15 protein-coding genes and 1 riboswitch are annotated in these 15,660 nt (G+C 45.3%); of the genes, 5 read left to right on the top strand and 10 right to left on the bottom strand.

Going from position 1 to position 15,660, the window contains the following annotated elements:
- Positions 1-86: 86 nt before the first annotated feature.
- The 3 genes from MKX59_RS20295 to MKX59_RS20305 all read right to left on the bottom strand — a co-directional run bounded on the left by MKX59_RS20295 (position 87) and on the right by MKX59_RS20305 (position 1,998).
- Positions 87-395, bottom strand: a complete 309-nt coding sequence (locus MKX59_RS20295; RefSeq protein ID WP_023987799.1) for a hypothetical protein — start codon at positions 393-395, stop codon at positions 87-89.
- Positions 396-479: 84 nt separating this feature from the next.
- Positions 480-1,055 (bottom strand): 3D domain-containing protein, encoded by a 576-nt coding sequence (locus tag MKX59_RS20300; RefSeq protein WP_023987798.1) that lies wholly within the window; start codon positions 1,053-1,055, stop codon positions 480-482.
- A gap of 61 nt (positions 1,056-1,116) precedes the next feature.
- Positions 1,117-1,998: a putative sporulation protein YtxC gene (locus MKX59_RS20305; RefSeq protein ID WP_028542952.1), complete on the bottom strand. Its 882-nt coding sequence runs from the start codon at positions 1,996-1,998 to the stop codon at positions 1,117-1,119.
- Between the two features lie 240 nt (positions 1,999-2,238).
- On the opposite strand from MKX59_RS20305, the gene MKX59_RS20310 reads away from it, so the two are divergent.
- The 4 genes from MKX59_RS20310 to MKX59_RS20325 all read left to right on the top strand — a co-directional run bounded on the left by MKX59_RS20310 (position 2,239) and on the right by MKX59_RS20325 (position 5,515).
- Positions 2,239-2,634 carry a hypothetical protein gene (locus MKX59_RS20310; protein ID WP_025723301.1) on the top strand — a complete coding sequence of 132 codons (396 nt, stop codon included), beginning with the start codon at positions 2,239-2,241 and terminating at the stop codon, positions 2,632-2,634.
- 207 nt (positions 2,635-2,841) lie between these two features.
- The gene (locus MKX59_RS20315; protein ID WP_023987795.1) at positions 2,842-3,336 is read left to right on the top strand and encodes a cation:proton antiporter regulatory subunit; all 495 of its coding nucleotides are present in this window, start codon (positions 2,842-2,844) and stop codon (positions 3,334-3,336) included.
- Between the two features lie 4 nt (positions 3,337-3,340).
- The gene (locus MKX59_RS20320) at positions 3,341-4,567 is read left to right on the top strand and encodes a cation:proton antiporter (RefSeq protein WP_028542953.1); all 1,227 of its coding nucleotides are present in this window, start codon (positions 3,341-3,343) and stop codon (positions 4,565-4,567) included.
- Positions 4,568-4,639: 72 nt separating this feature from the next.
- On the top strand, positions 4,640-5,515 hold the full coding sequence (locus tag MKX59_RS20325) for a YitT family protein (RefSeq protein WP_340858802.1): 876 nt from the start codon (positions 4,640-4,642) through the stop codon (positions 5,513-5,515).
- Between the two features lie 96 nt (positions 5,516-5,611).
- Here the strand turns inward: MKX59_RS20325 and mqnC are convergent, their stop codons facing one another.
- The 4 genes from mqnC to metA form a co-directional block, all read right to left on the bottom strand.
- The gene (mqnC, locus tag MKX59_RS20330) at positions 5,612-6,745 is read right to left on the bottom strand and encodes a cyclic dehypoxanthinyl futalosine synthase (RefSeq protein WP_023987792.1); all 1,134 of its coding nucleotides are present in this window, start codon (positions 6,743-6,745) and stop codon (positions 5,612-5,614) included.
- A 433-nt stretch (positions 6,746-7,178) separates the two neighbouring features.
- Entirely contained in the window at positions 7,179-8,357 is a 1,179-nt protein-coding gene (locus tag MKX59_RS20335; RefSeq protein ID WP_053325033.1) for an aminotransferase class V-fold PLP-dependent enzyme, read from the bottom strand.
- The gene (locus MKX59_RS20340; protein WP_023987790.1) at positions 8,354-9,538 is read right to left on the bottom strand and encodes a PLP-dependent transferase; all 1,185 of its coding nucleotides are present in this window, start codon (positions 9,536-9,538) and stop codon (positions 8,354-8,356) included. Before MKX59_RS20340 ends, MKX59_RS20335 begins: the two co-directional genes overlap by 4 nt.
- A 124-nt stretch (positions 9,539-9,662) precedes the next feature.
- The gene (metA, locus tag MKX59_RS20345; RefSeq protein WP_068940112.1) at positions 9,663-10,580 is read right to left on the bottom strand and encodes a homoserine O-acetyltransferase MetA; all 918 of its coding nucleotides are present in this window, start codon (positions 10,578-10,580) and stop codon (positions 9,663-9,665) included.
- A gap of 118 nt (positions 10,581-10,698) precedes the next feature.
- Positions 10,699-10,824, bottom strand: a riboswitch (SAM riboswitch).
- Positions 10,825-11,375: 551 nt separating this feature from the next.
- Between metA and corA the strand changes: the two genes are divergently transcribed.
- Entirely contained in the window at positions 11,376-12,311 is a 936-nt protein-coding gene (corA, locus tag MKX59_RS20350) for a magnesium/cobalt transporter CorA (protein WP_053325030.1), read from the top strand.
- 161 nt (positions 12,312-12,472) lie between these two features.
- Here the strand turns inward: corA and MKX59_RS20355 are convergent, their stop codons facing one another.
- The 3 genes from MKX59_RS20355 to MKX59_RS20365 all read right to left on the bottom strand — a co-directional run bounded on the left by MKX59_RS20355 (position 12,473) and on the right by MKX59_RS20365 (position 15,645).
- On the bottom strand, positions 12,473-13,480 hold the full coding sequence (locus MKX59_RS20355) for an HRDC domain-containing protein (RefSeq protein ID WP_340858803.1): 1,008 nt from the start codon (positions 13,478-13,480) through the stop codon (positions 12,473-12,475).
- A 166-nt stretch (positions 13,481-13,646) separates the two neighbouring features.
- Positions 13,647-14,525: an ROK family protein gene (locus MKX59_RS20360; RefSeq protein ID WP_340858804.1), complete on the bottom strand. Its 879-nt coding sequence runs from the start codon at positions 14,523-14,525 to the stop codon at positions 13,647-13,649.
- Positions 14,526-14,748: 223 nt separating this feature from the next.
- A complete protein-coding gene (locus MKX59_RS20365; RefSeq protein WP_013309415.1) occupies positions 14,749-15,645 on the bottom strand; it encodes a 5'-3' exonuclease in 897 nt (298 codons plus the stop codon).
- Between the last annotated feature and the right edge of the window lie 15 nt (positions 15,646-15,660).

Genomic DNA, 15,660 nt, shown 5'->3' on the forward strand with positions numbered 1-15,660 from the left:
CCTTAGACCTATTGTACCTATTCACTTTCACTTAAAACGAAATGCCCCGGATATAATCCGGAGCATTATCAATTGTATATGCTTTTTTATTTCGTGTTAAAGTTTTCGTCGAACTTTTCGTTCGGTGTTTGAGCATTGTTTTGAACTTTGTTGCGACTGGAGTTTTGAACTTTTTGAGCTACAGCACCTGTACCGCCTTGTTCTGTTGCAAATTCTTCATCATACTTCTCATTTGGTGTCTGAAAGTTGTCTTGAATTTTATTTTGTTCAGACTGCTTTACCTTTTGTGAAACGACACCTACCGTATTGTCTTGTGCAAATTCCGCTTTGAACTGATTTCCTGCGCTTGCCTTGAAGCCTTTGTTCGTAAAAGAACTTCCGCCTTGATTTGGCATAATTCTCAACCTCCCAGTATGTTTTGCGGGATAAGCTCATCCCGCAACATAGTATGTGATGTTGGAAAAAACAATATTCAAGGATTATATGGAAGCATCCAGTGTCGCGGTCGGAATAGTTTTATGCGTTTCTATCACCTTTTGGAGCGATTTGACCATCTTTTCTGTACATTTTCCGTTCCCTTTTTTTATAATTTGAACATCCACATCTTTCTTGCCCCATTCAGAATATACCTGCCGGGTTGTTTTAAAATACAAGTCAATTTTATTGCCCTTAATCGCAGAACCTGTATCTGCTACAATCCCGTATCCATAACCTGGAATGTACAATATGCTTCCCAAAGGAAACGTTTTGGGATCAGCCGCAATCGTAGACAGTGTGTTCTTGTCACGACGCACTTTTACACCGGAATACGTAATACCGTAACCGGGATGACTTGGCCGTTTGCCAGTCGATTCATAGCCTGCTGTATATCCTGTTGCCGTGACCGTCATGGTCGTAATAACCTGCTCTTCGCGTGGAGCTAAAACAGGTGTGGACTGCCATTTTTTATGCTGGACCGGTTCTTTGTGACCGTAAACTTCATTGCCGGGCAATACCAGACAGGTTGCAATTAACACGGTTCCCAAAATCCGTTTCCATACCAACATGGATCTCATAAAAAACCTCCCCTTGAGGCAAAGGCTTTCCAGAAATCCATTAGTTTATACGAACAGATTATTATTTTTGAACATCCTGACCTGGATAAAGTCTGCTCAGTTTCACTTTATCTTCAAAAATATGCAGGAGTGTCCGCACTATGGGGGTGTGTTCATCGTCTGTGTGCAATATAATGGAAGCAGGAGAAATCGAAATAAGGGTGCTCACGATTCGATCCTCGACCTCCATTTCCAATTCAATGCCTGGCATCTCGACAATGATGTCATCTGCATCAGGAATCGGTATGGGCACCATGGCACTATCCAGAATCGTAAAATTATGTCCGCCTTGGTGAAGTACGTGTACGAGCGGAACTTTGCTTTCCTGAAAAAAAACAAAATATTTAAGCAGCCCCATAAATTCTTCGTATTGCCGATCTGCCCAGAATTCTTCCATAGCATAGTCGACGATTTCTTCAAGCTCTTTTTTATACGCATGGAGCCTAAATTGAATCAGCCCTTCCAAATTGATCACACGAAGCTCCTTGAAATCCTTCTCCAGGAGAGTAGTCAGCTTACCATGACGCTTCAAACGACCTCTGGGGCCATCATCGTTTAACAGTGAACGAATCATACTGCGAATTTGCTCTGCATCCTCTTTCTCCAGCAACGAACAGGCTTTGGTGAGAATGAGATTGAGCAGCCCCCACTCCTTGACTTCGATAATATAATCCGCTATTGCCGAAGACATGATGCTGTATACACAGGGGAGAAAGCTTTCAAACGCCGAATTGCTTTCTGTGCCCTTGCAGGTCCATGCCACTTTGTTATCCAGCTGTCTGAAAGTGAATCGAAATCCGCGCCGTGACATATGTAGTCCCTTTGTTCTACTTTTGACCACTTCGTAAAACCGGTCGGTTTCCTGATCTCCGTCTGTATTGGTCCACACTGTAAACAGTTCCATTGGCTCACTCCTTTCGATCACTGCTTTCAGTATATGGCGGCCTCTGAAGGGTTATACGAAGTGAACGACTGGAAACAGAAAGACATATTCAAAAGAGGATGATCTGGTTTCAAAAAGCCGGTTGGCGTGTTATAAACATTACTGTGATATAGGAAAAAAACCGAAAGACGTTTGAATATTTAGGGTGGGGTATGTTAAGGTTATAGTAATATGAATTTTTCACAAGAGGGAGGAGATAAGATGTCAACGATGCTGAACATGCTGCGTACATTCATGATCGTCATATTGAGCCTCGTTCAGATTTTGTCCCTTCCTGTGACGTTTCATGCGGAAGACACCACTCAATCCCTTCAGTTTACGGCGGGATCTTCTCTTATGCCTCATGCTGATATTTCCTCGTTAGAAACAGACTCTCACGGTCTGGAGCATCATTCCAAACCAGCTATACGCAAGTCCTCCCCTTTACTTCATCTGGTGATCGCTGCGGCCAAATCACTTCCCTTTGTCATTTTGATAGCGCTTGTGCTGCTATTGAGCATCCCTAAACTACGTCTGCCTTTTATTCCTGTCATTTGCAAACTAAAGAAGCAATTGTACTTGTTCCCCATCAAATTTACCTCTAGTTATGTGGCTTAACCTCCCTTTGCATGCACATCACCACATTTGCATGTCTATTTGTTAACCTGTCCCAATAAGTGTAATACGTAAAGTGTATTTATCAGGTTTTTTATGTTAATTTATAAAATTTAATACAAAAAGAAAGTTTCCATGTCACTCCCAAAGTATGTGATTTATTTCCCATACCATTCATTTAAATAACGTATCATACAGGAGGCTTTACAAATGGATATTCGAGAGTCTATTTTGCCAGGAATCGGGATTAAGTATCGAATAGATGCAGAGAGTGGCGACCGAATTGTCATTATTATTCATGATGATGGCAGGCGCGAGTTGTATCACTTTGATTACGAGGATCTGGAACAAAGTATTTCTATGACAACCCTGAATGATCAGGAAGCGCGATTGGTAGCCTCCATCATCGGTGGTATGACCTATAAGCCCAAACAGCTTGAAAGTGTAGAAATGACGTTTGACGATTTTATTATCGAATGGTATAGAGTGGAATCTCATTATGCAAGTGTCGGCAAATCCATCGGTGAGCTGGATGTAAGGCAAAATTCGGGAGCCACTGTTATTGCCATTGTGGAGAAAAAAGGAAAGAAATATGTAAATCCTGGTCCTGAAGTGATGATTAACGATGATGCCACTGTAGTCGTTGTTGGGGAACGCGATCAGCAAAAACGCTTTAAACAAATCCTTATGAACGGAAGCGGGTGATTGGATGGATCATCTGGTATTTGAGGTTGGATTGGCTATTGCTCTCATCGCTGCAGCCGGACTTATTTCCTCCAAACTGCGCTTCTCGGTCATCCCTTTTTATATCCTGATCGGAATGGCAGTTGGGCCACATGCGATGGAGCTATGGCATTTTGATTTTCGCTTTATCGAAAGCGCCCCATTTATTGATTTTATGGGAAGAATCGGAGTGCTGTTTCTTCTCTTCTACTTGGGTCTCGAGTTCTCAGTAGGTCGGTTAATTAAATCAGGCCGTTCCATTGCCGTGGGCGGAACCATTTATATTGGCATCAATTTTACACTGGGGCTGGCTCTTGGCTTCCTGAGCGGCTTTCCTGTAGCAGAGACACTGGTTATCGCCGGAATTACAACAATATCATCCAGTGCTATTGCTGCGAAGGTGCTGGTAGATCTCAAGCGGACCGCCAATGCTGAAACTGAAATGATTTTGGGCATTATTATGTTCGAGGATGTTTTCCTCGCCGTATACATCTCCATCCTCTCCGGATTGGTTCTTAGCGATTCATCCTCGCTCGGTGGTGTGCTGCTATCAGCGCTAATCGCGCTAGGCTTTATGCTTGCAGTCATTATTATCGGCCGTAAGGCCGTCCCTCTGTTAAATCGGATTCTCCGTATTCGCTCCAATGAGGTATTCGGACTTGTTGTTTTCGGCTCTCTGTTTCTGGTGGCTGGTTTTTCGGAAACGATTCATGTGGCGGAAGCTATCGGCGCCCTGTTAGTCGGTCTGGTACTGGCCGAAACGGAACATGCCAAACGTATCGAGCATTTAATTGTTCCTTTCCGCGATTTCTTTGGCGCCCTGTTTTTCTTCAGCTTTGGATTATCCATTGATCCACTGTCCCTGGGAGGAAACGCGATATGGCTTGCACTGGCAGCAGTCGTCCTCACGTTGTTTGGTAACATTTGGGCAGGAATGCTGGCTGGGCGTACGGCCTCCTTATCTCCCAAAGCGTCAGCAAATATCGGCCTGACCATTGTGGCACGGGGTGAATTTTCGATTATCATGGCCAACTTGGGTAAAGAAGGCGGTTTGCTTGATATTGTTCAACCCTTTGCAGCCATCTATGTACTCATACTGGCGATTCTTGGACCACTTCTGACAAAGCAGTCAAAACCTATTTTTAATATGTTAAACAAAATATTTAAGTTCAAGGACCCCCGCCTACGAAAGGAAGAAAGTAAATCGGCGTAATTGTAAAAGCTGGATACGACAATCCATAGGAGGGAAGGCTATGCCGCACGCTGTAAAACATGCCGAAACTCTATGAGGCGGCTTGTCAAGCCCGCTTCAGGAGATGCGAGCAGGTTCCCTGTCTTTTATACGGTGATTGGCGGAATTACGGCATCCGTCGGTCTGGAATTGTTTTTGCATCCGCATGATATGATCGCTGGAGGCGTCACGGGGATCTCTAGACTCATGTCGCTTTATACACAAGAGCATTTTGGGTTACTGCTATTCGTTTTGAACTTGCCACTCATGCTGCTGTATTCTCTGTTTACTCACAAACCCATGTTGCTCCGTGCACTACCCGGCTTGTTCGCCTTTTCGGGCTCAGCCATTATTCTTTCGCCTTTTCCGGCAGTGAGTGGCCATCCGGTCGTATGCGCTTTGGGCGGCGGAATCTGTATAGGGCTTGGCGCAGGGCTGGCAGCTCGTCACGGTGGTCTGCTCGATTCACTAGGACTTAACGAGTCAGACGATGGCCGTCCATCCACATTATTGCTAACACATCGCAAGATTCCGTTAATACAGATTGTTATGCTGTGTAATGGTCTGCTGCTCATTACGGCTGGCTTTGTGCTAGGCTGGGAGCCAGCTCTCTATTCAGCCTTATCCTGCCTCGCCGCCTATGAAACGACCCGGCTGATGTTTACTGGTCTGACGCGTATGGTTTGTGTTGTCAGCAAGAAACAGCAAACCATCGAAGATGCCATATATCGCAGGCTGCGTATACACAGCACGCCTGTTGTAGACTCTGCCCAGATAGAGGGCAAGATTAAAAGCGAATCTGAGGATAAAAAAGAACAAATGGTCATCGTTTACAGCGTTCATCTGTTGGATTTGCAGCGCTTTAAGGCAGTCATCCAAATGGCAGACCCGCAGGCTGAGATCATGTATATGAAACGATGGAAAGCTTAGCAAAGTAACACATCAAAAAACGCTTATCTACACTAATCCTTGTACATAGATTAGTGATGGATAAGCGTTTTGTAATTAACAATATATTAACGGATATTAATTTTGCATGATAAAATCATGTTCAATACTGCTGGCACTGTCAAAAGTACGAATAATATCATAACGGGTATTGCGCTGTGCCGGAACGTGACCCGTCTCGCGGATCAACTGTAAAATGGATTCGATGTTAACCTTATACGTTGCGCCTGCAGCAGAAACTACGTTTTCCTCAATCATGGTGCTGCCAAAATCATCGCAACCGTAGTACAACGATTTTTTACCGATTTCAGGTCCCATGGTTACCCATGAAGACTGAATATGCTTGATGTTATCCAATACAAGACGACTGATCGCAACGGTCTTCAAATATTCCTCCGGCGTCTGGCGTTCCTTCTTCAGATTGGTGTTGTCTGGCTGGAAGGTCCAAGGAATAAAGGCCAAAAATCCTTCAGAATTATATTTGTTTTCAATGCATTCGTCCTGAGCATCACGAACACGCAACAAATGCAGCGCACGCTCCTCCATCAACTCACCAAAGCCGATAACCATCGTAGCAGTCGTGTTCATCCCAACCTTGTGAGCCGTTTGCATCACATCCATCCAATCACGCCAAGAGCCTTTGAGACGGCTAATTTTGCGGCGTGTGCGGTCATCCAAAATTTCTCCGCCTCCACCCGGAAGCGAATCCAATCCAGCTTCATGAATGGCTCGAATCGTGTCTTCCATGGATAGACCGGATTTTTCCTTCATTTTGTGAATTTCAGCTGGCGAGAAGGAGTGCATCGTAATATCGGGAAAACGCTCCTTGATAGCTTTCAGCAAATCCGTATAATAACTGAACGGCAGATTCGGATTCACACCGCCTTGCATTAGAATTTCGGTGCCACCTACATCCTGCGTTTCCTTGATCTTCTGAAAGATCACCTCGTCCGGCAAAACATAACCTTCATCAGAACCCGGTCTACGGTAAAAAGCGCAGAAGCGACAATATACGTCACATACGTTCGTATAGTTAATATTTCGTCCGATGACGAAGGTTTTAATGGGATCGGGGTGCATGCGATTCATAACTTTATTCGCCGCATGACCTATTTTTTCTACCTCATCTGATTCGAACAAAGCAACGGTATCCTCTAAATTCAGGCGTTCGCCGCGTAGGGCTTTATCTAAAATATGGTCGATTACACTCATGGTGTATCCTCCTTCGCTGTCACAGGGCGACGAAATGAAAGACAGGACTTATGAACGAGAATGCTTTCACAAACCTGCGTTCGAACCCTGCCGTAATGTATGTTCATGACTGGCCTTGTATGTTGTCTGTGCTATTTAGCATAGTAAAACCTAATGATAATACTAACATATCTTTAGGTAAGGAACCATACTTATTCCCGCTTCTTTCTGCTTTTCACCTAGGAAAACAGGCAACTGCCAAGCTTATCTCAACATTGCATATAGACAAGAAATAGGAAAACAGAACTGAAAAGTGCATTTTTTCACACTGTCTTTCATGTCATTCTTATAGAAAACAGCAAGCCTCCTGAATGAATGGAAACTTGCTGTTTAGTACTGTACATATTTGCTCCCTGCCTGAAAACGACAAAGATACTACTGATGTGCTAACGCTCTAGCGCAGCGCCTCATCCAGATCACTAATCAGGTCGTCAATATCCTCCAGACCTACGGAGAAACGAAGTAATCCGTCCGTAATCCCGCGCTCCAATCGTACACTATGGGGCATAGCCGCGTGTGACATCATCGCCGGATACGACAAGATGCTTTCCACAGCTCCCAGACTCACCGCTACAATTGGAATACGTACGCGACTGAGGACTTCTTTTGCACGCTCACCAGAACCCACATCAAACGATATCACTGCACCATAACCGCTGGATTGACGCTCATGAACTTCACGTCCTGGATGATTCTCCAGACCCGGGTAGTACACCGCCTCAATGTCGTTGCGCTCGTTCAGCCAATTGGCGAGCTTTGCTGCACTCTTTTCGCTGTGAGCCATACGAGCCTCCAGTGTCTTCATACCGCGCATGAGCAACCATGACTCCTGCGGAGCCAGCACGGTACCCAGTCCATTTTGGAGCTGCTTGATTTGTCTCCCCAGCGATTCGGTACGTGCTACTGCAAGTCCTGCCAGCACATCGCTGTGTCCGCCCAGAAACTTGGTCGCACTGTGCAATACAATATCGACACCCTGCTCAATCGGACGTTGATAATAAGGTGTCATAAAAGTATTATCCAATAACGTCAAAAGTCCGTTATCCTGTGCCCAAGAGGTTATTCCTGCTACATCGGTAATTTTGAGTGTCGGATTGGACGGGGTTTCCATATATACAGCCCTTGTATTCTCCTGCAACGCCTCTTTCACATGGTTGAGGTCCGTCATGTCAACGAAGGTCGTTTCGATATTCATCCGTTTCAAAATGGAGGTCAGCAGTCGATATGTTCCTCCATATACGTCCTCGGAAACAATGACATGATCTCCAGCAGACAAGAGCATAAATGTAGTAGAGATGGCCGCCATACCTGATGCAAAGGCAAAACCGCTAGCTCCGCCTTCTAATAAGGCGATATAATCCTCCAAAGCTTGTCGTGTCGGATTACCTGAACGGCTATAGTCATGCTGTGGAGGATTAAAAATATCATGATGGTGAAAGGTAGAAGCTTGATAGATCGGGACGCTCGAAGCCCCCGTAACACTGTCAATTTCAGAGCCGAAATGCAGCAGCTTGGTAGCGAACTTCCGCTCTTTGTCCAGATCCTGGCCGATCCTTCTCGCATCCTCTATCATTGCTGCTCCCCTCCTTCTACTTCTTGACGTGCCGCTTCCAGCGCCGAACGCAAATCTTCAATTAGGTCGTCTGTATGCTCAATGCCGACGGAGAAACGCAACAGCCTGTCATCTACCCCGACTGCATCCCGAATTTCTGCTGGTATGTCCGCATGTGTCTGCACAGCGGGATAGGTCATTAGCGATTCCACACCGCCGAGACTTTCCGCAAACGCAATGAGCTTAATGTGACGAAGCAAAGGCTCCACATAACGAGCATCCTTTACTTTAAAGGAGAAGATACCCGTATTTCCGCTGGATTGTTTATTTTGAATCTCACGACCTGGGTGGCCTTCGAGAGCTGGATAAAATACTTCCGCCACCGCCGGATGCGTCAGTAAATAGTTAGATAGCACTGTTGCATTATGCTGATGTCGGTCCATACGCAGCGCTAACGTCTTCATCCCCTTCATCAACTGATAGCAGTCGCTCGGGGAAAGCACGGCCCCTATGGAATTGTGCAGGAAGGAAATTTCAGCTGATAGCTCTTTGCCTTTGGTTACGATCAACCCTGCCAGCACATCGTTGTGTCCGCCCAAATATTTGGTTGCGCTATGTACCACAATATCCGCGCCCAGCTCCAATGGCCGCTGGAAATATGGGGTTAGCAGCGTATTATCTACAATGGTAAGCAACTGATGTTGTGATGCCCACTCGGCAACCGCTCGAATATCAGTGATCATCATTAACGGATTTGTAGGTGTTTCTATGAATACAGCTTTGGTATTCGGTCGACATGACTGTTCGAGTGCTTCAAGATCGTTCGTATCCACATAACTTGCTGTTACACCAAATTTAGATAAAATACGCTCCAGCAAGCGATATGTCCCGCCATACAGATCCAGCGATACAATGAGGTGATCTCCCTGTCCAAACAATGCAAATACCGTTTGCAGCGCCGCCATACCTGAGCTACATGCAAAACCTGCATCACCCGATTCAAGTGCAGCAGAAGCCTCTTCCAGTACCTTTCGCGTAGGATTGATCGTCCGAATGTAATCAAATCCTGTGCTTTGACCTAGACGGGGATGGCGGAACGCCGTAGATTGGTAAATCGGGTAATTAACAGCCCCGGTTACTGGCTCCTCTACTGAACCGATTTGTGCCAATCTGCTTTCGATTTTCCACTGTTTCTCACTCATATGAATCCTCCTGTTAACTTCCATAGTGGGTGCTATAACATATCCTGCAAAAATGGATGTCAAAGACTATACTGCTGCGCTACTGCAAGGTGGTACTGTACAAGGGTAAACTACAAGCCCCTTTTTAAATCTGGGGCCCGATATCGTAAGGTGTTTCTTGGTATACATAATAGTTCAGCCAATTCGAGAATAATAAATTGGCGTGTGCCCGCCAGATTGAGGGTGGTGTGCGCTTGGGATCATCATTAGGGAAATAATTTTTGGGGACTTCAACATCCATTCCTTTGCCCACATCGCGGTCGTATTCCCATTTCAGGGAAAGCGGGTCATATTCAGAATGCCCAGTTACAAAAATTTGTTTACCGTCAAGCGTGGCTACGAGGTACACTCCAGCCTCCTCGGATTCGGATAAAACTTCTAATTCGGTAATATGATCAATATCTTCCCGCCGAACCTCCGTATGTCTGGAGTGAGGAGCATAAAACAATTCATCAAAGCCGCGTAGCAATTTTACTTTAGGTTTAATCACGGTGTGTGGAAATACGCCAAAGCATTTGTAGTCGAGCCCGTATTTAGGGACATCGAAATGATGGTATAAGCCTGCCTGTGAGGCCCAACAGATATGCATGGTCGAAGTTACATTCGTTTTCGTCCATTCAAAGATTTGCTGGATCTCCTCCCAGTAGTTAACATCCTCAAACTCAAGCTGTTCAACCGGGGCTCCTGTAATGACCATGCCGTCAAAACGACTGTTCTTGATCTCGTCAAACGTTTTATAGAACATGTTCAAATATTCTTGCGATGTATTTTTGGATACATGAGACTTCATGTGCACCAGCGTGACATCCACTTGCAGCGGCGTATTGCCGACCAAGCGCAACAGTTGGGTTTCCGTCGTCTCCTTTGTAGGCATTAAATTCAAAATGGCGATACGCAACGGACGAATATCCTGATGATAAGCCAAGCTTTCATCCATTACGAAAATATTTTCGCCCTCCAGCACTTCCTTGGCAGGTAGCGTGTCTGGGATTTTAATCGGCATGTAAACTCACTCCTTGTTCGGTAAGTTTTGCGAAAATCGTCTTGTTGAGATGCCGGGCATATAATAAAAAGACCTTTCTCAGGTTAGAGAAAGGTCATATTTGTATCCATATGCGCCTCTCTCATCTGTCAGGGCAACGCTCTTTGTACAAAGCGCGCGTCCTGCAAGAATTAGCACCGTGCGATTAAAATCGCCGGTTGCCGGGTATCATCGGGCTAGTCCCTCCACCTGCTCTTGATAAGATTTCGCTATATTCATTTTAGGTTCACAAAGTTCTTGTTGTTCACTTTAATGCATCGGCTGGGCTTCGTCAAGATGGGACTTTTAAATTTGTACCCTGCATTCACATTTTGTCTACCTTTTCCATAGGTTAAATCATATCCCTCCTATCGTTGAAGCTCTTGCCACTACTGTTGATTTAGCCCATGATTTTGCGCTTGAAAGGCCGTAGGCCGAGCGTTATACTATACAAGTGCTATTAGGCAGAAATATGGAGTAGTAGTGCAGATTTGAGTGTTTCCTGCGATACTGTGGCAATCTAAAAAAGAACATTTGAGAGGTGAATCCGGAATGGAAGGCGACCCGAGTCCGAATAGGCGGCGATCCCTGAACAACAGCATAGGAATGACTTCAGCTTGCCGAAAGACGGGACGCCAGGCTCTGCATGCTCCAAAAGCCTCCGGCTTTTGATGGGAGTGCACGCTTACCCGCACCGGCTAACTGGCTAACTGAGTCCATTCCTTATGCTTAAGGTAAACGTATTTCCGTTACGACGGAGCATAAGGAGTGACATATATGAAAATCCGTTTGGTCAACAACGGGGTTTTTACCCCTGTCGAAGAAATTGAAATGGCGCTTACTGCACCGGCAGAAGGTTTTTATTGGATTGATGCCGATGTCGATGATTTGACAGTGCTCCAGCCTTTATTTTCCATGCATGATCTTGCAGTAGAAGACTGTTTGAGTGAAGAAGAACAGCGTCCGAAGATTGAAATTTATGAAAGCCATTATTTTATCGTTGTAAATAGCATTCGTTTTGATGATGAAGAAATATTTTTGCGAGCTTTGAACATTTTTCTCGGCCGCCATTTTATCATTACGGTGACCAAGCAGAAAATAAATGAGCTTCGTACCCTCAAGCCTATGCTGTGGGAGCAAGAAGTCAGCCAGCCTGACCGTTTTATGTATCTGTTGGTCGACTTGATTGTTGACAACTATTTTCTGGTTGGTGACCGGATTGAGGTCCGCATTGAGAAGCTGGAAGAAGATATTCTAATGCATACGAAAAAGTCGCATTTGAACGAAATCATCGGCTTACGAAGTGAGATTCTGTGGCTGAAAAAAGTGCTGGGTCCACAAAAAGAAGTCATCAATACCCTGAACAAACGGGATTTGCGGCTCATCGACGATCAATTGCAAAAATATTTCAGCGACATTTATGAAAATGCTGTGAAAATTTCGGAGACTTTTGAAACTTACCGCGACTTGATGGGTAACCTTCGAGAAGCTTATCAATCCAGTATCGCCAACCGTGCCAATGAAATTATGCGTGTGTTTACGGCAATTACGACCGTATTTATGCCATTGACAGTCATTACCGGAATATATGGGATGAACTTCGATAATATGCCTGAGCTTCATACACGTTATGGCTATTTTGTCGTCATTGGTATTATGGTGGCATTAGGTGTCAGTATGTTCTGTATTTTCCGCAAGAAAGACTGGGTTTAAAAAGAACAGGGGGGAAAAGTACCGAGTTGGATACTTTTTTCGATTTTCAGCTTGGTCATAAAAAGCAGCAGCCGTGTCCTGTGTGGAACTCGCTGCTGCTTTTTAGTATGTTGAACCCTGAATGTACTTTAATACTTTAGCTTTATTCAATCAGTTCTATATTATCCAACATGTCGGTCGGGTACCTGCTGATGACGAAACCGTATACGGATCAGACGCAGACGCTCGTAAATTTGATCCAGTCCTGTTTCGGTTGCCTTTTCTTCCCCATACACTTTCAGCATGACGGGCTTGAGCAGCGTATCCCCCAACTCTTCATAAGCAGACCAGATGGCTGCCTGCTCCTCCTCAGATACATTCACCAACTCCTTGCGGATCAGCTTCTCCATATCAATGCCATCCCTGTCCAAATGCTCCACAGCTTCAATCATCTCTCTACGATGCAAACCTGTCTTCATTCCGATATGCTCCAGTGAAAGACCGTCCGAAATGCCTTCGATAATCGTTCTAGTTAGGCTGAATTTGTTCAGCTCCTGCCTGTACTGGTTCTCTTTTTGCTTGTATAGCCATGACAAAAAAACTTCTTCTTCCAGCGTCTCTGTTACCCAGTTTAACGGAAATGGTGTGGTCCGGTCATTTTGTGTCGTAATAGCCAATAGCTCCGTCCCATATTGCGACACTTTACCCTGCCCGATACCAGGCAGTTCCAACAGTTCTTCTTCGGTATGGGGAAGATAGACGCTAATGAGTCGAAGCAGCCGATTCGTAGCGATAAAATAAGGTGCTTTTCGTTCCGTTGCTGCCTTTTGCCGTCTCCACATCGTCAACTGCTCATACACTTCATCACGTGGAAACAAATCACTGTAGCAATACAGCTTTTGCAGCGTTTGTCCTCGTCCTGATGATCCTTCTTGCTCATGAAATACGCCATGGATTAAGGGCCTATAGCCCTCAGCCATTTTGAGCGCCAGCTCATGACGGTATACATGTAGTAATTCCTGCCACAAGCTGCCCTCATACCAAAGGTCGTCTATACTTTCATCCGGGACATGCTGTGTGCTCCAGCCTGCACTCCATCCCCCTTCATGCTGCCCAATCCATACCTGAGCAAAGTCCTCATAGCCCTGTTCATTTCGTTTGGACAAGCGATTTAAAAATACAATATCCATGATTTCTTCCTCCCTCATATCGTTGAAAGACAGTCCCGCACAACACAAAAACGCAAAAAAAAGCACCCATCCTGCGTATTCGCAAGAAAGGTGCTTCCCTTTTTGAGCCGTACTATACTGTTGCCTATATAATAACCGTACCTTGGAGTGCCGTCAACCATAAATTCTAATGATTCAGCTTTTCCTTTGCCAATGCCAGAGCACCGCACAATCCAGCATTGTCACCCAATCCCGGAGATACGATATATTGCTCAATATCTGTTGCCAGACTCGAATGCTGTACGTATCCGTTCAAAAGTTCTTGAAGCTTGGTACGAATGAGCGGGAACAGTTGGTCCTGCTTCATCACTCCCCCGCCCATAATAATTTTTTGCGGTGACAGGATTAATACATAGCTCATTAAAGCCTGTGCCAGATAGTACGCTTCCATTTCCCAGGCCGAGTGATCGACAGAAAGCTCATGTCCTTTAACCTTCCATCTTTTTTCGAGCGCAGGACCTGCTGCCAGTCCCTCCAAACAATCTCCGTGATAAGGACATGTCCCCTCGTAAGTATCTTCTGGGTGACGACGTACCAGAATATGCCCCATTTCCGGGTGGGATAATCCATGTATCAGCTTTCCACCAACCAAAGCACCCGCCCCGATGCCTGTACCTATCGTAATATACAGACAGTTGTCCAATCCTTTGGCGGCACCCCAAATAGACTCACCAAGTGCTGCTCCATTCACATCCGTGTCAAACCCCATAGGCACATCAAAATGCTCTTTCAGTTTGCCAATCAGATTGTAATTTCCCCAATGTGGCTTTGGCGTTGTTGTAATATAGCCATATGTATCACTACCTTCGATAGGATCAATCGGCCCGAACGAGCCTACGCCCAATGCTTCAATGCCCTTGCCTTCAAAAAATGCGATGACATTCTCCATTGTTTCTGCTGGGGTGGTTGTTGGAAAGCTCGCCCGTTCCATTACCTCTCCACGTTCGTTGCCAATTCCACATACAAATTTGGTACCGCCTGCCTCAATTGCTCCCAATACTGTCATAGTTGCTGTTGTCCCCTTTCGATAATCCGGTTCTCTCTCCACTATATTCACCTGAAATGTACCTGAGGTCAATCCCCTTATCACAATTGTATATAATCCTTCACATGACTATATAACTCCGTCGACATATGGGTATATAAATAAGGACACTAACGCACCAAGCGTCAGCATCCCTATATTACTTACTTTACTTAAATTGTCCGTATCAAGCCTAACAGCTTTATTAAGATCCGGTTGCGACACCCATCAATGTACACAAGCTTTTCATTTCAAGCTGCTCAAACTTGTCTACAATTTGCACGTGATCCAGCGTCAGCAGACAGCTATCCAAAGCACATGCTACAGGTACACCACAGTGAATTTCAGCAAGTTTGCGTGAAAGATGCAGCATATCCAAATCACTCTCAATTTTTTTACGGACCGAGGGTGTTAATTGATCCAGATTCTCCAGAATGCCCTCAATAGAGTCGTATTCCTGAACCAGCTTGAGTGCCGTTTTCTCACCAATACCTCGTACTCCTGGATAATTATCGCTTGCATCCCCCATCAGGCCTTTAAGGTCCACCACTTGACGTGGCTTAAGCCCTTTTTCAGTCAGCAGGGTCTCCGGGGTGTATACCATATAATTGCCGTGCCCTTTTTTCATAATAATGACCCGTGTCCGCTCATCCACTAATTGAAGTAAATCATGATCTCCTGAGAGAATCATTACATCCATGTCCTCATTTTGCGAATAATGACGTGCAAGCGTACCGATACAATCATCGGCTTCAAAGCCTTCCGCTCCAATGTTGGGAATGCCGAGGCTGTCCGTCACTTCACGAATCAATGTAAATTGGGGAATCAAATCATCCGGTGCGTCGGCTCGGTTTCCTTTATACGCAGCAAAATGTTCCCCACGGAATGTCGTTCCGCCCATATCCCAGCAGCAAATGACATGTGTAGGATTAAACGTTTGGACTGCGTCCCAAAAATATCGAATAAAACCATATATGGCGTTCGTTGGCACCCCAGCTTTTGTACGACGGATATAACCGTTTGCGGCGGTTGCATAATAAGCGCGAAATAGCAGGGCCATGCCGTCAACCAGCATTACGGATTGTTCATTGCGTTGTGTCACAGATTGTATTGCTCC

The organism is Paenibacillus sp. FSL R7-0340 (genome assembly GCF_038002205.1).
In the GTDB taxonomy this organism is placed as follows: domain Bacteria; phylum Bacillota; class Bacilli; order Paenibacillales; family Paenibacillaceae; genus Paenibacillus; species Paenibacillus polymyxa_B.